18 protein-coding genes are annotated in these 21,901 nt (G+C 45.2%); 13 read left to right on the top strand and 5 right to left on the bottom strand.

Annotated elements, in window-relative coordinates; translation table 11 throughout:
• The first annotated feature begins 90 nt into the window (after nt 1-90).
• From dnaA to D9A03_RS15090, 6 genes are all read left to right on the top strand, one after another.
• Nucleotides 91-1,521, top strand: coding sequence for a chromosomal replication initiator protein DnaA (dnaA, locus tag D9A03_RS15115; protein ID WP_120498063.1), 1,431 nt, complete (start codon nt 91-93; stop codon nt 1,519-1,521).
• Between the two features lie 303 nt (nt 1,522-1,824).
• The gene (gene dnaN, locus D9A03_RS15110) at nt 1,825-2,943 is read left to right on the top strand and encodes a DNA polymerase III subunit beta (RefSeq protein ID WP_047764227.1); all 1,119 of its coding nucleotides are present in this window, start codon (nt 1,825-1,827) and stop codon (nt 2,941-2,943) included.
• Between the two features lie 23 nt (nt 2,944-2,966).
• The gene (recF, locus tag D9A03_RS15105) at nt 2,967-4,172 is read left to right on the top strand and encodes a DNA replication/repair protein RecF (protein ID WP_120498062.1); all 1,206 of its coding nucleotides are present in this window, start codon (nt 2,967-2,969) and stop codon (nt 4,170-4,172) included.
• A 36-nt stretch (nt 4,173-4,208) separates the two neighbouring features.
• On the top strand, nt 4,209-6,662 hold the full coding sequence (gene gyrB, locus D9A03_RS15100) for a DNA topoisomerase (ATP-hydrolyzing) subunit B (RefSeq protein WP_174233661.1): 2,454 nt from the start codon (nt 4,209-4,211) through the stop codon (nt 6,660-6,662).
• Between the two features lie 126 nt (nt 6,663-6,788).
• Nucleotides 6,789-8,912, top strand: coding sequence for a transglycosylase domain-containing protein (locus D9A03_RS15095; protein ID WP_120498061.1), 2,124 nt, complete (start codon nt 6,789-6,791; stop codon nt 8,910-8,912).
• A 144-nt stretch (nt 8,913-9,056) separates the two neighbouring features.
• Nucleotides 9,057-10,544: a peptidoglycan-binding protein gene (locus D9A03_RS15090; protein WP_120498060.1), complete on the top strand. Its 1,488-nt coding sequence runs from the start codon at nt 9,057-9,059 to the stop codon at nt 10,542-10,544.
• Nucleotides 10,545-10,562: 18 nt separating this feature from the next.
• On the opposite strand, the gene D9A03_RS15085 is transcribed toward D9A03_RS15090, so the two are convergent.
• Together D9A03_RS15085 and D9A03_RS15080 are read right to left on the bottom strand one after the other, a co-directional pair.
• Complete coding sequence (locus tag D9A03_RS15085; protein ID WP_120498059.1) at nt 10,563-11,279, bottom strand: M48 family metallopeptidase; 717 nt, start codon at nt 11,277-11,279, stop codon at nt 10,563-10,565.
• A gap of 316 nt (nt 11,280-11,595) precedes the next feature.
• A complete protein-coding gene (locus D9A03_RS15080) occupies nt 11,596-12,213 on the bottom strand; it encodes an SCO family protein (protein WP_120498058.1) in 618 nt (205 codons plus the stop codon).
• A 289-nt stretch (nt 12,214-12,502) separates the two neighbouring features.
• Between D9A03_RS15080 and D9A03_RS15075 the strand changes: the two genes are divergently transcribed.
• The 4 genes from D9A03_RS15075 (at nt 12,503) to D9A03_RS15060 (ending at nt 15,285) form a co-directional block, all read left to right on the top strand.
• On the top strand, nt 12,503-13,198 hold the full coding sequence (locus D9A03_RS15075) for an EI24 domain-containing protein (protein ID WP_120498057.1): 696 nt from the start codon (nt 12,503-12,505) through the stop codon (nt 13,196-13,198).
• A gap of 11 nt (nt 13,199-13,209) precedes the next feature.
• Entirely contained in the window at nt 13,210-13,713 is a 504-nt protein-coding gene (locus D9A03_RS15070; RefSeq protein WP_120498056.1) for a hypothetical protein, read from the top strand.
• A gap of 112 nt (nt 13,714-13,825) precedes the next feature.
• Complete coding sequence (locus D9A03_RS15065; protein WP_120498055.1) at nt 13,826-14,323, top strand: DUF2244 domain-containing protein; 498 nt, start codon at nt 13,826-13,828, stop codon at nt 14,321-14,323.
• A 20-nt stretch (nt 14,324-14,343) separates the two neighbouring features.
• Nucleotides 14,344-15,285 carry a cobalamin biosynthesis protein gene (locus D9A03_RS15060; RefSeq protein WP_162938183.1) on the top strand — a complete coding sequence of 314 codons (942 nt, stop codon included), beginning with the start codon at nt 14,344-14,346 and terminating at the stop codon, nt 15,283-15,285.
• An 86-nt stretch (nt 15,286-15,371) separates the two neighbouring features.
• Here D9A03_RS15060 and D9A03_RS15055 read toward each other — a convergent pair whose 3' ends face one another.
• A complete protein-coding gene (locus tag D9A03_RS15055; protein WP_120498053.1) occupies nt 15,372-16,073 on the bottom strand; it encodes a lipid-binding SYLF domain-containing protein in 702 nt (233 codons plus the stop codon).
• Nucleotides 16,074-16,334: 261 nt separating this feature from the next.
• Between D9A03_RS15055 and D9A03_RS15045 the strand changes: the two genes are divergently transcribed.
• Nucleotides 16,335-17,936 (top strand): GMC family oxidoreductase, encoded by a 1,602-nt coding sequence (locus D9A03_RS15045; RefSeq protein WP_120498051.1) that lies wholly within the window; start codon nt 16,335-16,337, stop codon nt 17,934-17,936.
• A gap of 27 nt (nt 17,937-17,963) precedes the next feature.
• Here the strand turns inward: D9A03_RS15045 and D9A03_RS15040 are convergent, their stop codons facing one another.
• On the bottom strand, nt 17,964-18,647 hold the full coding sequence (locus D9A03_RS15040) for a GntR family transcriptional regulator (protein ID WP_120498050.1): 684 nt from the start codon (nt 18,645-18,647) through the stop codon (nt 17,964-17,966).
• Between the two features lie 256 nt (nt 18,648-18,903).
• Here D9A03_RS15040 and D9A03_RS15035 point away from each other — a divergent pair, with 256 nt between their 5' ends.
• Nucleotides 18,904-20,064 (top strand): Xaa-Pro peptidase family protein, encoded by a 1,161-nt coding sequence (locus D9A03_RS15035; protein WP_120498049.1) that lies wholly within the window; start codon nt 18,904-18,906, stop codon nt 20,062-20,064.
• 7 nt (nt 20,065-20,071) lie between these two features.
• Nucleotides 20,072-20,863 (top strand): carbon-nitrogen hydrolase family protein, encoded by a 792-nt coding sequence (locus D9A03_RS15030; RefSeq protein ID WP_120498048.1) that lies wholly within the window; start codon nt 20,072-20,074, stop codon nt 20,861-20,863.
• A gap of 33 nt (nt 20,864-20,896) precedes the next feature.
• Here the strand turns inward: D9A03_RS15030 and D9A03_RS15025 are convergent, their stop codons facing one another.
• Entirely contained in the window at nt 20,897-21,640 is a 744-nt protein-coding gene (locus D9A03_RS15025) for a metallophosphoesterase (RefSeq protein ID WP_256386304.1), read from the bottom strand.
• Between the last annotated feature and the right edge of the window lie 261 nt (nt 21,641-21,901).

Genomic DNA, 21,901 nt, shown 5'->3' with positions numbered 1-21,901 from the left:
GGGTTCGTTTTTAATAAAAAACTTATTGAACTTAATAGTGACGGTTAATGAGTAGTTTTTATTTGTTTGTAGGTATGGGCGGGGAGGCATATGGCTCAGAGTGAGGTGATTTTATCTTTTCAACAACAATGGGATCGTGTGCTTGGAAGGCTGCGTACCGAAGTTGGTGAAGCTGCTTATCGTAGCTGGCTGAAGCCACTGTCATTATTGTCTGGTGATGAATCTTTTATTCGTATGGCTGTACCGACGCGTTTCATGCGTGATTGGGTTGCTAGCAACTATCAGGATCGGATTCAGGCGCTTTGGCTCGAAGAGGTTGGTGCGCCTGCTGATGTAGAGATTGTTGTTCTATCTCCATCTCGCCCGGTACCAAAGCCTGCTTTGGTTGATCTCAAAGATGAATCAGAGATTGTTCATGCCTCTAAAAAAGAGACACATCTTGAACCCGAGCCGCCGATTTTATCTGTTGAGGCAGTGCAAGAACAAGATGTTCAACAGATAACAGGATCGCTGGATCCGCGATTTACTTTTGAAAATTTTGTGGTTGGGAAACCAAATGAGCTTGCCTACGCTGCAGCCCAACGTGTTGCTGATGCGGAAGCTGTGCCCTTTAATCCTTTATTCCTTTATGGCGGTGTTGGGCTCGGTAAAACACATCTGATGCACGCTATCGCGCATCAGATCCGTAAGGCTCATCCTGAAAAGAAAGTCATTTACCTTTCTGCTGAAAAATTTATGTATCAGTTTGTGCGTGCTTTGCGGACAAAAGACACGATGTCTTTCAAGGAACAGTTCCGTTCCGTTGATGTTTTGATGATTGATGATGTTCAATTCATTGGTGGGCGTGAGGCCACGCAGGAGGAATTTTTCCATACTTTCAACGCGTTGGTTGATCAAAATCGTCAAGTTATTATTTCTGCGGATAAAAGCCCTTCTGATCTCGAGGGTGTTGAAGAGCGAATGAAATCACGCCTAGGGTGGGGTTTAGTTGCTGATATTCATCCAACAACGTATGAACTGAGATTAGGTATTCTTGAATCAAAAGCCGAGCAGTTGGATGTTGATATTCCGCAAAAGGTTGTTGAATTTCTCGCTCATAAAATAACGTCCAATATCCGCGAATTAGAAGGGGCGTTAAATCGTATTGTTGCCCACGCAACACTGGTTGGTCGTTCGGTTACACTGGAATCCACACAGGAAGTGTTGCACGATCTTCTAAGGGCAAATGATCGTCGAGTGACGATTGAGGAAATTCAAAAGAAAGTTGCAGAACATTTTAATGTGCGCGTGTCCGATATGCATTCAGCCCGCCGCGCCAGAGCGGTCGCGCGACCGCGTCAGATTGCAATGTACCTTTCAAAGCAGCTGACATCACGTTCACTACCTGAAATCGGCCGCAAGTTTGGTGGGCGCGATCATACCACCGTTATGCATGCTGTGAAGAAGGTAGAGGAATTGAAATCCACTGATCTCGAGTTTGCAGAGGATATCGAGCTTCTCAGCCGGATGTTGGAAAATTAGGGTGGTCTAAGGCAATTTAATTTATCAGTCAGGCTAATAAATGGGGGATATCCATCCCTACTTTCCCGATATCTCCTTGATGTGATTCCAGGATTTTCGAAATTCGCATCATAAGTCGATAAGATGTTATAATTGTTTTCCTTCTGCGAACTAACCCGCTATACTTTCCGCCCGAGTCCCACCTAGAAAGTCCTAGTACTATCAATTGTGAGGCACGGAGTAATCGTGACCTTGTTCTGTGGTCTTACACAGAGGGAGGTTTTAAATGGTACTGATGAAAGATACGGACTGAGTCATAGCATCATGAAGTTGACAATCGAACGCTCTGCATTGTTGAAATCCCTGGCACATGTTCAAAGTGTCGTCGAACGCAGGAATACTATTCCAATCCTTTCCAATGTTTTGATGGAAGCGAAAGATGGAAAGTTATCCCTGACGGCAACCGACATGGATCTGACTATTGTTGATCAAGTTGAAGCTACAATTGTTGATGCGGGTGTGACGACGGCTCCTGCGCATACATTCTATGACATCGTCAGAAAGTTGCCTGATGGTTCCGAAGTGGAACTGACAGCTAATGCCGAAACGGCTCAAATGACCCTAAAGGCTGGCCGTTCTACCTTTACACTTCAGACATTGCCGCGCGAAGATTTTCCCGCTGCTGGCGTTGCTGATTTGCCTCAGGTCTTCGGTATTCAGGCGGGTGAGCTAAAAAATCTTATTGATAGAACCCGTTTTGCGATTTCCACTGAAGAAACCAGATATTATCTGAACGGTATATATGTCCACGCAACAGAAGCAGAAGGTATTCCTGTTTTGCGTGCGGTTGCCACAGATGGTCACCGTCTTGCTCGGTTTGAAATGCCGTTGCCACAGGGTGCTGAAAACCTTCCGGGTGTAATTGTGCCGCGTAAAACGGTGAATGAGCTTCGCAAGCTTATTGATGAAACAAACGATCCGATTGAAGTTTCTCTTTCTGAAACAAAAATTATGTTCCGTTTTGATTCAACTGTTCTTAGTTCCAAGTTGATTGATGGTACATTCCCTGATTACCAGCGTGTTATCCCTAGCGGTAATGACAAGAGTTTGGTTCTGGACTGTAAGACCTTCTCTGCCGCTGTTGACCGAGTTTCCACTATTTCCACTGAAAAGAGCCGCGCGGTTAAAATTACCTTGGACGGATCTTCTTTAACACTTTCTGCCACTTCTGCAGAAAACGGCAGTGCGGTTGAAGTTCTGGAAGTGAATTATGAGGGTACATCTCTCGATATTGGCTTTAATTCCCGATACCTTCTGGATATTGCCCAGCAAATCGAAGGTGATTCTGCTGAATTTTTAATGGCGGATGCTGCCTCCCCGACGATTGTCAGGGATTCTGCTGATACATCTGCACTTTATGTGCTGATGCCGATGCGTGTTTAGTCGGATCTGGATAAAACAGTCGTATGCAGGCTGCTGCCCAGAATGGAACATCATTTGTGACTGACGAAACCTTGTCAGAGAATCTTTGGCTGCGTCGGGTTGTTCTTACCCAGTTTCGTAGTTACGAGCGTGCTGAAGTTACGGTTGATGCCCGACCTGTGATTCTGACCGGGGCAAACGGGGTTGGTAAGACCAACTTGCTTGAAGCGATTTCACTTATGACACCGGGACGGGGGTTGCGGAGTGCGTCTTTACCGGAAATTGCTAGAAGATCAACACCTGAAACGCCAGAGGCCTGGGCTGTTGCAGCGGAAGTAATGACTGAAGATGGGCCACGAGATGTTGGGACAGGTCGTGATCCGTTGAACATGAATGGAACCTCTCGTGAGCGTCGGATTGTTCGAGTGGATGGAGAGAATTGCAAAAACCAGCAAGCTTTGGCGGAAGTTTTCTCGACGATCTGGCTTACCCCGCAAATGGACGGATTGCTCAGGGATGGTGCCGCAGGGCGTCGAAAGTTTCTGGATCGGCTGGTTCTTGGATTTGATCCTGCCCACGCAGGTAACACAAGTGCCTATGATCATGCTTTGAGAGAACGATCCCGGTTACTGAAAGCCGGAAATAATGATGAAGCCTGGCTGGCTACGTTGGAAGATCGGATGGCAAGGCATGGCGTTGCCATTGCGGTTGCCCGACGCGAGATGACTGAAAAGCTGATCGATGCCTGTGCGCAAACTGTTGGTGACTTTCCGATTGCCGGCTTGGCTTTGGAGGGCACAGTTGAAGGTTGGTTAGACGAGAAACCTGCCTTGTTGGTAGAAGAAGATTTGAGATCCTGCCTGGCAGACAGTAGGTCGAAAGACGCTGTTACGGGCGGGGCATCGTGGGGGCCTCATCGAAGCGATCTGATGGTTCACCACTTAGAAAAGGATATGCCAGCTGCTCTGTGTTCAACAGGTGAGCAAAAGGCGCTTTTATTATCTATTGTTCTGGCTCATGCGCGATTGGTGATGCTGGAACGAGGGGCTGCGCCTTTGATGTTGTTGGATGAAGTTGTTGCACATCTCGATCAGAAGCGTCGCAAGAGCCTCTTTGATGAAATACTACACTTGCGTTGTCAGGCCTGGATGACAGGAACCGATGCTAATGTCTTCTCGGACATGGGCGAAAAGGCGCAATATTTAACGATTAAAGACGGGGCCGTGTTGTTGGCTCACACAGGGGAATAATCTCGTGTACGTCAAACTTGGAAGAAAGTGGTAAACATGACCGAAAACGGCGATATGCTAGACCAGGAAAATGGCGGCCAGAACGGCGAATATGGTGCTGACTCTATTAAGGTGCTGCGTGGCCTTGAAGCTGTTCGCAAACGTCCCGGTATGTATATCGGTGATACCGATGATGGTTCCGGTCTTCACCATATGGTGTATGAGGTCGTTGATAACGCGATTGATGAGGCTCTTGCCGGGCATTGTGACACGGTTGGCGTTATTCTTAACGGTGATGGCTCTGTGACGGTTCACGATAATGGTCGTGGTATTCCGGTTGATATTCACCCCGAAGAAGGTGTTTCTGCTGCCGAAGTTATTATGACACAGCTTCATGCCGGAGGTAAATTTGATCAGAATTCCTATAAGGTTTCGGGTGGCTTGCACGGCGTGGGTGTTTCAGTCGTGAATGCTTTATCTGTTAAGCTGGAGCTTCATATTTATCGCAATGATATTGAACACTATATTTCTTTTACCCATGGGGAAGCTGACGGACGTCTTGTCGAAAAAGGGCCTGCTAACGGTAAAAAAGGTTCTCATGTGACCTTCTTGCCGTCACCTGAAACCTTTACCATGATCGAGTTTGATTTTAATACCTTGGAACACCGTCTGCGTGAGCTGGCCTTCCTGAACTCAGGCGTACGCATTACACTTCGTGATGATCGTCATGCGGAACCAAAGGAAACTGTATTCCTCTACGAAGGTGGTCTGAAAGCTTACGTACAATATCTTGATCGGACCAAAACATCGCTTTTTGAAGATGTTGTCCATATGGAATCCGAAAAGGACGGGATCACTGTTGAAGTTGCGATGCAGTGGACGGACAGCTACCACGAAAATACGCTTTGCTTTACCAATAACATTCCCCAACGTGATGGTGGAACCCACATGGCGGGTTTCAGGGCAGCTTTAACGCGCCAGATTAATTCCTATGCAACTTCATCTGGTTTGTTGAAGAAAGAAAAAGTGAGCTTAACAGGCGATGATTCGCGCGAGGGTTTGACCTGTGTTCTTTCTGTTAAAGTGCCTGATCCGAAATTTTCCAGCCAAACAAAGGATAAGCTGGTTTCATCAGAGGTTCGCCCTGTTGTTGAGAATATCGTCAATGATCGTCTTGGACAGTTCTTCGAAGAGCACCCAAATGAAGCAAAAAGAATTGTTGGTAAAGTTGTTGAAGCTGCAGCAGCACGCGAAGCTGCGCGTAAAGCACGTGAGCTGACACGTCGTAAAGGGGCCTTGGATATTTCTTCTCTGCCCGGAAAACTTGCAGATTGCCAAGAACGAGATCCTGCACTTTCCGAACTCTTCATAGTGGAGGGTGATTCTGCGGGGGGATCTGCCAAGCAAGGACGTGATCGTGCAACACAGGCAATTTTGCCATTGCGTGGTAAAATTTTGAACGTTGAACGTGCCCGTTTTGACAAAATGCTGTCGTCATCTGAAATTGGAACTTTGATCACAGCCTTGGGAACAGGCATTGGCCGTGACGAGTTTAATATTGAAAAACTCCGCTATCATAAGATCATCATCATGACCGATGCGGATGTCGATGGTAGCCATATCCGTACATTGTTACTGACATTCTTCTATCGTCAAATGCCAGAGATTATTGAGCGAGGATATCTCTATATTGCTCAACCTCCGCTTTATCGCGCAAAAAGAGGCGATTCCATCCGCTACCTTAAAGATGACCGCATGATGGAATCCTATCTGATTAGCAATGGCGTCAAAGATGCCATTCTGGAAACAAAAGAAGGTGTTCAGGTTGCCGGGGAAGATCTGGTAGAGGTTATTTCCAATGCGGTTGCTGCTCGTAACCTGATGATCCCACTTATTCGCAAGGTGGGTTCTGTTGAGTTGGTTGAACAGGCAACTATCTTGGGTGCATTAAGCGAACCGTTGTTGCTTGACGAAAGTCGTGCCTCAGTCGTAGCCGAGAAAATTGCTCAGCGTATGAATGAAAATCTGCCTGAACTACAACGGGGGTGGGCGGCCGAGACGAATACAGTGGATGGCGAGATCACATTGACTCGAACTCTGCGTGGGCTGACAGAGCGACGTGTTATTGATCTGACACTTGTGCGAACTGGTGAAGCGCGTCGCTTGAATAGTCTCGCTGATGAGATGCAAGAGTTCTATGCAGCCAGCTCAACCTATCGCGTGAAAGACAAAGAAACAGCCATTACAGGGCCAAATGCCTTGGCAAATCTCGTATTTGATCTGGGTCGTAAGGGTATTAACGTGTCCCGCTATAAAGGACTGGGGGAAATGAACCCGGATCAGCTTTGGGAAACGACACTGGATTCAAACGCACGAACTCTGTTGCAGGTCAAAGTTGGCCATAGTGATGAGGCATCAGACATATTCTCGACTCTTATGGGGGATGTGGTTGAACCGCGTCGTGACTTTATTCAGAGTAATGCGTTGGAAGTTGCCAATCTGGATGTATAAGGCACGATTTACACTGTAATAAAAGGGTCGGCACCTCAGAGTTCCGGCCCTTTATTCTAAGAGGTCATCTTCTTGACACCGAGCTGCCACTAGCCTGCCAAATATGAATAGTTTATCAGTGAAATTATGGCGACGAAAAAAAAGACATCAAAAACAGGATCTGGCGCAAGAGGGGCTGGTCGAGGGGCAAAGACTCTAAAAGCTGATTCGCGCAAAAGAGTCACAAGCGCGAGCAAAAGATCGACAAAAGCGCGCAAAGCTACGGCGGGTAAGAGAAAGCCTAAAGCCGCTAGCCGGAAGAAAACGGTGAAGCGCGGATTACTTAAAACGATGGTTTTATGGTGCTCCGTTCTGGCAATATGGGGAACCATACTTTTGGGCGGCCTTGTCGCCTATTACGCGTGGGATTTGCCAGATGTTGGTGGATTGGAACAGGTTTCACGACGTCCCTCTGTCACTCTGATGTCTGATGACGGTATTCGCCTGGCAAGCTATGGTGATGTCTATGGTGATGTGCTCGACGTTGATGAGATGTCGCCCTATTTACCACAGGCTATTATCGCGATTGAAGATCGTCGCTTTTATGACCATTTTGGCATTGATATTCTGGGTATTGCCCGGGCAATGCTGGTTAATATCCGTGCTGGCAGAATGGCACATGGCGGATCAACCATTACGCAGCAGTTGGCCAAGAATCTCTTTTTAAGTTCCGAGCGAAGTTTGAAGCGGAAAGTGCAGGAAGCTTTGCTGGCCATTTGGTTGGAGCAGAAATTTACAAAAAAACAGATTCTAACCCTTTATATGAACAGGGTTTATTTTGGTGCCGGAACTTACGGTGTTGATGCTGCTTCTCGTATTTATTTTGGCCTGTCTGCGCGAAAAGTCGGATTGTATGAATCTGCCCTTATTGCGGGTCTTTTAAAAGCACCTTCACGCTATAACCCTACCAGTAGTGCAGTCAAGGCAGAAACGAGAACAAATCTTGTACTCCAGGCCATGGTTGATGCCCGGTTTATCACAAGTGAAGAGGCTGCGAAGGCTAAGAAGAATCGACCTTCTTTAAAGCGGGATACAAATGGACAGGGTAAGTTTTTCACAGACTGGGTTTTGCGTCAGGTTGATGAATATATCGGTGGTTATCGTGGGGATATTGTTGTTCACACAACATTGAACACCCGGCATCAGCGTTTGGCGGAAAAAAACCTTCTCACTATACTCAAGGATAATCGTAAAAAGCATAATGTCGAACAAGCAGCTGTTGTTGTCATGTCGAACTATGGGGCTGTAACAGCAATGGTCGGGGGACGTGATTATCGTAGCAGCCAGTTCAATCGTGTGACGCAAGCTTTGCGTCAACCAGGATCCGCTTTTAAGCCATTTGTTTTTCTCGCAGGGATCGAAAGTGGATTGCGTCCTGATAGCCGATTTGTTGATAAACCGATCAAGGTGGGTAAATGGAAGCCGGGGAATTACAAAGGCAAGTATTATGGTGACGTTACCTTACGGGATGCTTTTGCCCGGTCTATGAACTCGGTTGCGGTGCAGGTGTCGGAAAAGGTTGGCCGCAAACAAGTTGCAGAAGTAGCGCATCGATTAGGTATTGAGACTGATTTAGACACATCTCCTTCGATTGCATTGGGGACATCCGAGGTTACGTTATTGGAACTTACCGCGGCCTACTCTGTTTTTTCCAATGGGGGAGGTGCGGTTTCTGCCTATGGCATTAAAGAAATTCAGGATCGGAACGGTAATAAGCTTTATCAGCGAACAGGAAGCGGCCTTGGCCGTGTTGTGAAAACGCGTAATGTTGCGATGATCAATGATATGATGAGTGCGACGGTTGCCTGGGGAACAGGGAAGGCGGCGCAAACAGGACGTTCTGCCGCTGGTAAGACAGGAACAACACAGGATTCAAGAGATGCTCTTTTTGTCGGTTATACGCCCTATACTGTCGCAGGAGTATGGTTTGGAAATGATAATGGCCACCCCATGAAATCTGTCACAGGTGGAACTCTGCCTGCGAAGGTATGGGGGAACCTTGTGCGTGAAATTGAACAAAACAAACCTGTTGCTGAATTACCAAAGCAACCTCCAACTATACTCGAAGATACCGTTGAGGAAGCATCGGGGTTTTTGGAAAGCCTTTTTGGACGCTTGAAATCTGGTAGCAACTCTTCTGACGAAACCGAAGAAAAAAGCAACGAAAAGAACAACTTTCACGAGCCTAAGGGAACAGCTAAATTCAAGTGATTTCTTTGTACTACCCTACTGGAAAGTAAGTTAATTCAACATAGCTAGAGGCTGGTGCATATTTTCGTCAAATTCCGATGTTTATACTCAAGAGGGGGTAAACAACAGTTGACTGCAAGTAACTGTATAGTCGGGACAGAATGAATGAAAAAACTTCAGCGTTTGGTTTTTGCTGGACTGGTTGGCATAGGATTGAGTTTGAGCTCTGTTGCATTGTCCGCATCTTTTGACGATGCGATGGCAGCTTTTGATCGCAGAGACTATACCGTCGCTTTTCGTGATTTTTCCGAAGTCGCTATGAAAGGGAGCCGGGATGCTCAATTCATGTTGGGATATGTTTACTCCAAAGGTTATGGGACTACTCAGGATTACGTTCAGGCGCATAAATGGTTTAATATTGCAGCCTCCCAAGGTGACAGAGAAGCGCGCCGGGCAAGGGACAAACTAACACCTTTTATGTCAGCACAACAGATTTCTCAGGCGCAGGAAGAAGCTGCGAATTGGCAGCCTGTAACGGATAAACAAAAAGCAGATATAACATCCGAAAAGTTGGAGACAGTTGAGACGAAAGATGGACCGCTTATTACGTGGTCTAATCCAGGTTCGTCCGAGACAACGTCGCAAATAAATCTAACACGCGATGAGAAGCGAGAGTTGCAAAGAAGATTAAGGGGTGCTGGATATGACCCGGGACCGATTGATGGTCTTCCCGGTGAGCGGACTTTGAGAGCAATCAGGTCTTATCAGTCTGATTTTGGTCTGGCCGTGGATGGTTTGGTTAGTCGTGAAATTTTGGAAGATTTAAGAACCCGTAATTTTGCCGATTCTGAACTCGAAACGGTTGTAGATTCAAGATCAGAAATACTTATGAGACAGTTGAGAGAACTGGATAATGATGGGCAAAAATCTGCGTTATCCGGAACACAGTATAAACAGAGAATATCTGCATTATTGGCTGATTATGACCGCCCTTGGTCAACTCGTGTTCTATATGATTCATTTCGTGATGGCGACTTTACACTCAATCCGCGCTGGTTTGTGGAATCAGGTGATTTTGATGTTGTGAACAGAGAATATCTTTATAGCTCTGTTCCGGTTGCAGAAATCAAGACGACAGAAAAAAATAAAAAAGGTGCTGAAGAAATCGTAGGCATTTTTTCGAACATCTTCCTTAAAGGCAGCGGCAATTCTCAACGAGAAAAGCAATATAAAGGCTATGCCGAACTCTATAGCAGTACAGATATAACAAACAGTTTTTCTGCGAGGGTAAATTTAAATGGTCTTTTGGATAACGGACGTCTGAATTTTGGTGTCTATCAAGGAACGTCACGCATTAACGGTTATTCTCTTTCCTATATTACTGGCACGAAAAGCACGATCATATTAACCCGGACATCATCCGAAGGGAAAGCGACACTAGGCACGGTTAATTTGGATCAATCATTGAGTTCCGAAATACATAATGTTGAATTGCGTCGTGATAATCGGGGAAAGATGGAAGTTGTTCTTGATGATAAGATTCTTTTTGATGCTGAAGATACGTCGCTAAAAGGCAATTTTGATGGTTTTGTTATTGGGAATCAGGGGGGGGATTTTCGCCTCTACGAAGTTGAGGTCTATTCAGAGCAATAGAAAATTTAGTATTTAAGCTTACCCGTAGGACATCAGTTGATTACCGTTGAGTTTTAACCATCTTTGGGATGTTTTTCTGGTATCCGTCAACTGATCAACCAATGCCCAGAATGCTGGACTATGGTTCATGTGCTCTAAATGGGCGACCTCATGGGCGACGACATAATCGAGTACTTCTTCTGGCGAGAATATGAGGCGCCAGGAAAAGTTCAGATTGCCCTTTGTCGAGCAACTTCCCCAACGGCTTGTGGTGTCTTTTATCCGAATAGCAGCAATTTTCTTATCAATCTTTGCTGCTTTTTCCTGTGCGCGAAGATTAATTTCAAAGCGAACTTGTTTCTTCAGGAAATCCTGAACTCTTCGCGGCAAATGTTCTACGTGGGATTTTATATAAAGCTGATTAGCTTCTAACCAGGCAGCTCCCTTTTGGGAATGAGTCTTGGTACCTGGTTCTATTCTGACAATTTTATGGTGTCGGCCAAGAATGGGAATATTTGCACCATCTTCATAGGAAACAGAGGGTGATTGTTTATCAAGACGTTCTGCGATCCAGTTCCGTTGCCTTTCAACAAAGTCCATGATATCTGCGATGGGATAGTTGGGTGGAGAAACAACTTTAATGGCTGCTTGCCCTGCACCCAATCTGAGAGACAGCTTTTTTGATGTTGGGTGAGGTTGAATAATTACCTCTAGTTTTTGCCCCTGAACACCTAGATATACGTTTTTTTTGACCATAGGGCAGATTATCGGCCTGTTAGAACAGCTGCAAGCCAGAAAGCCATAAACTCAAAAACTATAGTTATGAAACGGTAAGGTAACTTCTGGTCTTAGAGGTTAATTTTAATTTCCACAAATTGGTTAAATCCTCCGACTTCAGTCGGATAAATATACAATTTTGCGCCAAAGGCGCTCATTACACTGAACCCTCTGACTTTAGTCGGAGGAGGTTCAGTTCTTAACACGGGGTATTAATCGTTGTGTTTATCTCGAGCTTCTAAGCAAGGAATGTGTGATTCTCATACTTAGAAGCCAAAACAAGATCTGATCAGGTTTACTTGGACAGGGTTTCAATCAGAGAGGTAGCCATTTTGTCTGATTCAGTTCCGTGCCCGTAGTGTTTTGCGTAAAGACCATCAGGGCCGATCAGATAGGTAATAGATGAATGATCGACCAAATATTCATTAGACTCTTCGCTTTCGGCTTTTTGATAAAAAACACGATAAGCTTTTGCAGCTGAAGCAATCTGTTCTGTTGTTCCGGTCAGGCCAACCATTGTGGGGTAAAAATTTTCCACATAATCGTTCATTGCGGAAACAGTGTCACGTTCCGGGTCAACCGTAATGAACACAGGTGTGATTTGCCTGGCGAGTTCCGGATCTTTTTCTTCTACGATGTCCATTGCGTCAGATAGTAAAGTCAGAGATGTTGGGCATACATCAGGACAGTAGGTGTACCCAAAATAAATAAGCATGTACTTGCCCAGGAAATCTTTTTCTGTAACACCCTTCCCGGTGTGATCGACCATGTTGAAAGGACCGCCGATGAGAGCACCAGATTGGCTAGAGTTAGGTTTCTGATCAAAAACTTTCATTCCGATAAAGGTTGCAGCGGCAACAATCAAGGCAATGCAGAGGACAAAAATGGAACGTGCAATAAAACTTTTCGGCATGGGACTAGGCTCACGAAAAAAGATTGGTAATCATCCTATGTTTAATGTGAATAGGGGCGGATGACAATAACCCTACCTGATAACAATTAGGGGAAAGGTTGCGGCATAATCGCTCACCTGCAGTGCCATTTAGTAGCTATTATACTCGGATTAAATACTTTCTCGCCTTGAAAAAGGCACGTTTCCCCCGTAAAGAATTAAACCAATTGCAAGAAGCGAGGCTCTTTTGTTATGGCAAAGCCTTATTTGTGATTTTCTTCCATTGGATTAGACGACGGAATTTAAACTCATGTTCAGTGATCTTTCAAAAGCATTTGGCCAAACAGGTGATCCGGCTTTCAGAAAAGTGTTTTTTATCTCTACCGCTATTTCGCTGGTAATCTTTGCACTTCTTTGGGGTTTGGCTGGATATGGCGTTAGCTTCTTAGATGGATTGATCGCGAATTGGGCTGAATCTGATGGTTGGATAACCAGTGTGTTAGTCACAGTTGCCGAAGCGGTTTCCTGGATAGGTGTCGCTTTTTTAAGCATCATGCTTTTTCCTTCGGTTATGTTGATTATTATTCCCTTTTTTCTAGAAGATATTGCCAAGGCTGTTGAGACTAAATTTTACCCTGAACTAGGCGAAGGACGCCAACCGCCTGTGGGTGAAACGATTTTAGGATCAATACAGTTTGTAGGTGTGACGTTGCTGGTAAATATTATCGCTTTACCATTGTATTTTATTCCGCTCGTAAATCTTTTTGTCTTCTATTTAATCAACGGCTATTTGCTTGGGCGTGAGTATTTTGAAATGGTCGCGCAACGTCGCATGGTTTTAAGAGAAGCAAAACTACTTCGTAAGCAGTTTGGCGGGCGCGTCATTATTGCTGGATTTTTCTTGGCGTTCTTGTTGACGGTTCCAATTCTGAATATTGCAATGCCAATCTGGGCGACGGCCTTTATGCTTCATCGCTTTGAGCGAATTCGTCGAGACGTAGCGTAGTTAGAAGACGGATGCCGAATTATAAAAGACTTCTGACATTGTTTGTTTTAGCTATGGTACTGAGTGCTTGTGGCAATGCGGCCAAGCGAAAGGTGGTGATTGTTGGTTCTGAACCACAGGTCTCGCAACAAGCCCGTAGTGAACAAAAAAGCAGTAGTGAAGAAGCGAGTACTGCAGAGGAAACAAGCGATAAGGTAGAAGTTGGTGATGCTGAGCAATCTGAAGAGTTAGCCGCATTAGCCTATGATGCTGCGCCTTTGGAGACTGACGTGAACGATGATCCCAAGCAACTCTTGGGGATTGATACTGCGACATTGGAAGGCCTACTGGGGGCCCCGTCGCTTATCAGAAAAGAAAGCCCTGCTGAGATTTGGCAATATAATGCGAAGAATTGTGTTTTGGATCTCGTTCTTTATGACGCGGTGACATCTTATGTTGAGGCGCGGGATGATCAGGTTAGGCCAATGGATAACCGTACATGCCTGCGTCGGCTACTTTTGTCGAAACAGCCGTAAACTGCAGTCATTTCTTTGGTCGCATATTCTTGTCGAACATTTTGATGGGATATTTCTGGCAAAACTATTAAGCTCTATAATTATGGCTTGGTTTTATCCGGGATGAAGTTCCATGTTGAGTTCGGAAGGTTCAGTTCTTCGTACTGAAAATCTTCTTTTTAATGCTGTGTTACGCCCTAACAGAAGCCTGAGTAAAAAGGGCTTTAAGATTTTAATGGGCTTTATCCTTTGTATTATCTTTATAAGCAGTCTTGGTTTCTTGTTGGCTGGCGCATGGCCAGTTCTGGGTTTTCTGGGACTTGATGTAGCTCTTGTCTATTTTGCCTTTCGTTTCAATTACCGATCTGGTGGACAATATGAATTGGTCCAAATGACTGCGGATGAGATGTTTGTGACAACGGTTAATCCCTGGGGACAGAAAAGATCTTTTTCTTTTCAACCCTACTGGTTAAAGGTGTCTTTGGAAGAACAAGACGAGGAAAATTCCCTGATTGTTAGCTCACACGGTCGCTCGGTTTCTCTTGGTCGTTTTTTAGCGCCTGTCGAGCGAAAGGAACTTGCAGATAAACTTGTTTCCGTGCTCAATCGTATCAAACAAAATCAATTATAACGCGCCAAGAGGAATTATTCGTGCCGGGTGTCTATGGTTCCGCAGAGCCACTGTTTCTTTTACTCTTTGCTTTGGGCATTGAGGCTTTATACGGGGGCGTGTTTTTCCTTGAAAAGTGGTCACCCAAACCGCGTCGTTTGTTGGCAGGAATAATTGTACGCTTTGATCGACTTCTAAACGAGTCCTCAGCTTCATCTAAAATAACTGTTGTCACAGGCGGGCTGAGCACAATTTTGTTGATCTCTCTGGCTGTTATTGCCGGCTTTGGCATTTCCTTGATTAGTTTAAATGCGCCTTTTCTTTGGTTGATCGAAGTTTTTGTAATTGCTTTTTGTCTGGATTACAGAAATCAGCAAGTTCGGATGAGAAAGGTGCGTAAAGCTCTGGCATTGAAGAGCTTTATCACTGTACGTGGAGAATTGTATCCACTCGTTTCATCCCTGTTCCGTCCCAGAGATCTTGAAAAATTATCCGAAAGTCAGCTGGCAGCAGCTTGTGTTGGTGGGATGGCGCGCGGCTTTGTCGAAGGTTTTATTTTGCCTGCGTTCTGGTATGCCCTGCTGGGTCTCCCCGGACTTTTGGCTCAACAGGCAATTTTCCAAGGGGCACAGTTTTATAAACAGCGTTATTTACAGGCCCCACAGGAAAAACATTTCAGTCAGATGTATTTTATTCTCGAGCGTATTTTTGTCGTTGTTCCGGATGCGCTCGCGGCAATGATGTTTATTCTTTCTTCGCTCTTTATTCCCAAAACATCTTTCTCACAAGCTTTCCTCAGATGTTGGCGGGGCACGCATATGGCTGATGCTGCGCTTGGTGGCGCTTTGCAACTGGACTTATCCCGCCCTAGCGAAACCAATTGGCGACAGGAATTAGAGCGGGGGAATATGATCGTTCTGATTGCAGGTATTATGGCTGTAGGACTTATCGCAAGCGCGATTCTGGTTCGCTTTGCCTTTTAGATGAAAAACCTGCCAAGATTATCTGTTAGATTATCAAGTTTGGCAGTTTTTTTGTGAGGCGTCTTTCAAGGACAATTACTCTAAAGTTATTGAGGTAGAGCAGCTCTTAGTTTGTCAGAGTGCGGATTTGAAAAGGCGCGTTCGATGGTAATTTTCCGCGGTGTGGCTCCTGCACCATAATAGCTGCTGTTATAGCTTTCCCGGGTAAACAGCTTCGCTCCTTCAAAAGCACCACCACCAAACAGACCGACAGAACTGGAGAAGGCATAGACATCAACATCTAGGTTAGCTGTTGTTGACGCTTCTACCCCGGCGCCAAAGGGGCCAACTGCAAGCGAGAGATCTCCGCCAAATTTGATTTCGCTATCCAAAATAGCATTAACAGCGCCTTGATTCATGAGCGTAAAGACAACTTCTGAAACTTCACCACCGATTTGCAGGCCAATACTGCCTGCTGCTAATGTATAAAAGGACGGATTGCTCCACGTGCCATCGGCACCTCTGACAAGCAGGACGCCTGATCCACCTTCACCACCAATGATAAAGCCGCCTTTGACCAGTTGCGGGATGATAATGATGCCCTTTGACTGGTGCGCGAATTCTTTCAGTTTGGAGTAGTCGGGATTATTGAGCATTTTTTCCAGCGTATAGCGGGATTCTGCAACGAGTTCTTCAGCTTCGCTTGCGGCCTGAACCTGAAAGGAAAAGGTTATTGCGAAAAGGGTGCACAGGAATATCAGTTTGGATGAAATGGCAGAAGTGAAAGCCTGTCTGAGGCTTTTGGTCATGTCGTTCTCCTCGCTCGCAAGCGGTTGTCAAGGGCCTATGTGGTTAATTATGCAGAGCAGTATCGCAGGAAAATACCAGAAAAGGCAGAGACAATTTGTGTCAATTGGCATAATTTATTGTCTTCGACAAAAAGGACTTTACTTCAATATCAATAAACAGGCTGATTCACTAATCAGTGCGACGCACATCAGTAATTTCCTTTAATTCAAAATAATAGACTAAGCCTTGTTTCCCAAGGCTTTGGCTTGGGGAGACTGACTATGCAAAGTTTAGGAACTTATGATTATGTGATTATCGGGGCAGGAACAGCGGGTTGTGTACTGGCAAACCGACTATCAAAAGATCCAAACAACTCTGTGCTTTTACTGGAAGCTGGTGGAAAAGATAATTATCACTGGATCCATATCCCTGTTGGTTATCTCTATACGATCAATAACCCCCGAACCGATTGGCGTTTCTCTACCGTTAAAGAAAAGGGGCTAAATGGCCGGGCTCTGAGTTATCCTCGCGGAAAAGTTCTGGGTGGCTGTTCCTCAATTAACGGTATGATCTATATGCGTGGTCAGGCACGTGATTACGATCAATGGCGGCAGATGGGAAATGCTGGTTGGGCGTGGGATGATGTTCTTCCCCTTTTCAAGCGCGGAGAGAATTATCATAGAGGGGATTCCGAATTTCACAGTGAAGAAGGTGAGCTCAGAGTTGAAGAACAACGCCTTTCCTGGCCAATCCTTGATCGTTTTCAAGAGGCCGCGGCGGAAGCCGGTATTCCCAAAACCACGGATTTTAACAAAGGTAACAACGAAGGGGTTGGGTACTTCGAAGTAACACAAAAGAAGGGGGTGCGTTTCAGCGCAGCCCGTGCATTCCTTCACCCTGTTAAAGGCCGGAAAAACCTGACAATTCTGACACACGCTCAGGCACGGAAAATAATACTGGAGAATAAAACAGCCAAAGGACTGGTGCTTGATCATCAAGGTGTACGTTCCGAGGTGAAGGCCAGAAAAGAGCTTATCCTATCTGCTGGTGCTGTGGCGTCGCCCGTATTATTACAAAGCTCCGGTATCGGCGGGGGAGAGCTTTTGATGCGTCATGGTGTCGAGGTGCAGCATGAACTCGCTGGTGTCGGTGAAAACCTGCAGGACCATTTGCAAATCCGAACCGTTTTTCAGGTCTCGGGTACAAAGACGCTTAATGAAATGTCCCACAGCCTTTTTGCCAAAGCAGGAATGGCGGTGGATTATGCCCTTTTCCGCAAAGGTCCCTTGTCGATGGCACCAAGCCAGTTAGGGTGCTTTGCAAAGAGCAATCCGGGGCTGGAAACGCCTGATCTGGAATATCATGTCCAGCCGCTCTCAACAGATAAGCTTGGCGACCCACTTCACAAGTTTCCCGGCTTTACGGCTTCGGTCTGTAATCTGAGACCAGAATCCCGTGGCTATGTGCACCTGAATGATCCTAAAGGAGAGGAGATGCCAAAGATTGCACCGAATTACCTCTCGACAGAAGGGGATCGGCAGGTGGCAATTGATGCGATTAAACTGACGCGTAAGATTTGCGCTAGCCCGGCACTGTCAAAGCATTCCCCGAGGGAATATCTACCTGGTCCTGATGTTGTTAGTGATGAAGATATTTTGAAAGCTGTCGGGGATATCGGAACAACTATTTTCCATCCTGTTGGCACCTGTAAAATGGGATCTGACTCGATGTCCGTAGTGGATGAAGAATTGCGAGTGCATGGTATTACGGGATTACGAGTTGCGGATGCCTCAATCATGCCGACGATTACTTCAGGAAATACCAATGCGCCAACAATCATGATCGCTGAAAAGGCGAGTAATTTAATTCTTGGGGTGAATTAGAATTTTCCTATAGTTTGGTGTGGTGTTCTATTTGGTTTTGTTATCAAAAAGATATTGTTGAATTCGGGTGTATCCATATCCGATATAAATTCGTTGAATATGACCGACAGCTATTAGATCTTGGTTTTTTAGCGCAGACTGTAGTTCCGTTAGTTCGTTGATCAAGGAGGGTATTGAATCTTCTCCGGCGATGTCAAAAATACGATACCAAACACTAGCGGCCTGATAATAAGCCTGCCGCCAAAAAGAACGTAAAACGGAATTTGAAATTAAATCACAAAGCAATTGATGTAGCTCATGATTGATCAAAACGTAGCTTCGAGAATTTTTTTCTACTTCTAGATTTTTGGCGCGTAGGATCAAGTCTTGTATTCTGTCTAAGTGGACAGGAGTAATCTCTGTTGTGGAAAGTGTGCCAATTAACGGCGCTAATTCTAATCGGGTCGTATAAACGTCAGCAATTTTTTGATTGGACAGTTCCTTTACAACAGTTCCTACACCGTTTCGGGTTTCTATCAAGTTGAGGTGAGTAATTCTGCTTAACGCATCCCGTATTGGTGTTCTGCTTACCCCAAATTCAGCTGCGAGATCGGCTTCTTTTAGTTGTTGACCGGGATGAAAATCCAGAAGGCAAATTCTCTCTAATATTGCGTCATGAATAGATTGAACCGTGTGAGGTGTTTCTTCGATAGTAAGTGAGTTGGCATTCATCGGAAATGATATCTCTCAGCCTGTCATGATTCTGTTGAATAGTGTGTATACCACTTTTCGTGATTTGCTTAGATATTTATCTGACAATAGTTTTTTGCGTGATCAGTTTATAGCTGAAAGACAATAGCATTATACACCTTTGCCTTATTTTACCAAATAAAAATTAAATTGTTGCTTAAATTAACACAGCTGTATACAGCTTGAGAGGTTATTCGATTAACCTCGAGTCAGTTTCTTGATTAAAGGACATTAAAAAATGCTTCAGGAATGCAAAGAAAGAACAGAACAACTTCAACTCAAAATGAAGGACAATGGTATTCAAAAAGCCATTTTTACCGATGAAAGTTCGATTGCTTATCTTGCGGGATTTTGGGGATATCTGGGAATCGAATTTGGGCGTCCTACGATGCTTGTTGTTGATGCAGATAGTGGGCCGACTGTTATTACTCCGCTGATGGAATCTGAGATGGTCGAAGCCATGACCTGGGTAGAGGATATTCGGGTGTGGGAAGATATTGGGCAGCGGAGTTGGTCCCGTGTTCTCAAAGGAGTTATTACAGATGAAGCACCGTCCGAGCTCTGGATTGAACGAAATCATATTCCGGCGATTGTACGCAACTTTCTGGATGAAGCTTACCGGGGGGCAATCTTGAAAGATATTTCACCTGTTCTTGGTGAAATGCGCATGATTAAAACGCCGTTTGAAATTGGAATAATGAAACAGGCAGGCGCCATTGCCGGTGCGATGATGGCCGCCGCTCATAATTCACTATCCGAGGGAAGGCAGGAGTTTGAATCAGCACTGGCTGTTATTGATGCAGGATCTCGCAAAGCGGCGACATTTTTGACCGATACAGGCTGGGAAAGCTTTGTTTCCCCAATGATTCATAATCTACAGATCCTCCAAAGCGGAGCAGATTCTTCTATGGTGCACCGCCGTGCGAGTGTAAAGGCCTATCGGAAATTTGATCCCGTGTATTTCTGTTTTTGTAACATGGCGCAATTCAAGCAATATAAACTGGGTTTTGATCGAATGTTTCACATCAGCGATGTCACTGATAAGGCGCGTGATGTTCAAGAAGCTGCAATAGAAGCGCAGCAGGCTGCAATTGGTTCAATTCGCCCCGGGATCCTTGCCGAAGATGTCGCCGCGGCAGCTAATGAAGTTTATCAAAAGCGGGGGTATGAAACGGGATATCGTACGGGCCGCTCTATCGGGATGTCTTATTTGGAAGCACCAGAGCTAAAAGAAGGGGATAAAACCGTTTTGAAACCCGGAATGACTTTCGCGGTAGATGGTGGCATCTCAATCGATGGTACGACAGCTGGCCGGATTGGAGATTCTGTTGTCGTTACGGAGACAGGGTTCGACTATATTACCAACTATCCACGCGAGATTCTTTTGAGCAAAGGTTGATTTGAGTATGAATGAACTGACGGTCGTGATCGCTCAAAATCCTGCGACGCTAAATGGCCCGGATGAGCGTTTTCAGTGGTTGAAAGAGAATTTAAGTAACACGCAGATAGAAGGTGCTGATTTCCTGCTATTACCTGAATTATTTTTAACAGGGTATAACGTAGGAGAAAGAGTTCACGTATGGTCCGAAGCAAAGGATGGTTTTTTTGCCAAAAAGATAGCTGATTTATGCAGGGCGCATAATATTGCTATTCACTATGGATATTCTGAGAGCCATGATGGGAGAATATATAATTCTGCACAGTGTTTTGGAAAAAACGGGCAGCGTTTAGGTGAGCATCGTAAGCTGATGTTGCCACCAGGGTTCGAGAGAGAGTATTTTCAAAGAGGCGGACATTGTGAAGTGTTCTCCTTAAATGGTTTTAATATCGGAACGCTTATTTGTTATGACGCCGAATTTCCAGAGAACTTTCGACACATAGCAAAAATGGGGGTGGATTTGGTCCTTGTACCAACTGCTCTTGGGGCACAATGGGGTGTTGTTGCACATAAAGTTATGCCGACCCGCGCTTTTGAGAATGGTATTTATGTTTGTTATGCCAATCAGTGTGGGAATGAAAATGGCTTAGAATTCTTAGGCGGTAGCTGTATCATCGGTCCTGATGGTCATGATCTTGAACGCGCCAGTATGGAACCTGAATTTTTGCGCGCCCAGTTAAATCTAAATGCTATCAAATCGGCCCAAAAGCGGTTGCCCTATCTGGAAGATTTGAAAAGGTTAACTTGGAGCGGATTGTGAAACGATGAGTGATTTGATGATGACTTTAATTATTCACACTAAATCAATTATTGTAATTTCCGGGGGAACGCCAAAACGGACGGGGAGTATGGAGCAACCCAGGCCGCCTGAAACAACAAGGTTTTTGTTGTCTTTGATAATGTGTCCATAGGCATAGCGATTTCCGTAACGGGATGGAACAATCGGCGAATAGTTAAACAGACGTATTTGCCCGCCATGGGTATGCCCACAAAGGGTGACACTGATTTTTGTACTCACTTGTGGAAAAATGTCTGGCTCATGGGCAAGAAGAATGCTCGGGATATCATCTGTGATTTGTGACATTAATTCTGGAAGATTATCCCGGCCAATATATCCTTTAGCCTTATCGAGAAAGGCATATTGATCTCCAAGCCCCAGAAGCCAAAACTGTTTCCCTTGATGGGATAGCTTCAAGGCAGAGTTTTCCAATACAGGAATACCTTCGGCTTCCAGATCTTTCTGTGCAAGCGGAGGGCCTTGTCGAGTTTGTTGGGCAACGGGATCATCCCACCAATCATGATTTCCCAAGATAGCGTAGGTTCCCAGAGGTGATTTTAGGCTGGCAAAAACCTTTGCTGCGGAACGAACAGAAAGATGGCGTGAGATAAATTTATGTCCAGCGACATAGTCTCCAAGTAGAACAACAATATCGGGCTTGGCGTTATTTGTTTGCTCGACGATCTTTTCCAGGCGTTCGATCTCCATATATGGCTCTCCTATATGGGGATCTGCTAGCGCTGCTATTCTCAACGTCATCCCTTTTGGCCAATTGGCGGGAGAGACTTGATGACGGCAAAGCGACATCCTGAAACCAGGTTCAAGCACAAAGCCATAACTCCCCAAACCTGTGAATAGGCTTGCACCGCCAAAGAGGGAGCGAAAAAATTGCCTGCGCGAATACATGGTAGGTAACAGAATACCGAAGTGCGAATTGTGAAACTTGAGTATCTCAAAAGATGGCATTCAAATTTGAGCGAATTATGACTGAAAGTATAAACAGTTTAAATTCTGTTCGTT

The sequence above is a fragment of the Kiloniella sp. EL199 genome (assembly GCF_900313065.1).
Lineage (GTDB): Bacteria > Pseudomonadota > Alphaproteobacteria > Kiloniellales > Kiloniellaceae > Kiloniella.
The sequence above is the reverse complement of the archived record's forward strand: the minus strand, read 5'-3'. Positions and strand labels throughout refer to the sequence as shown.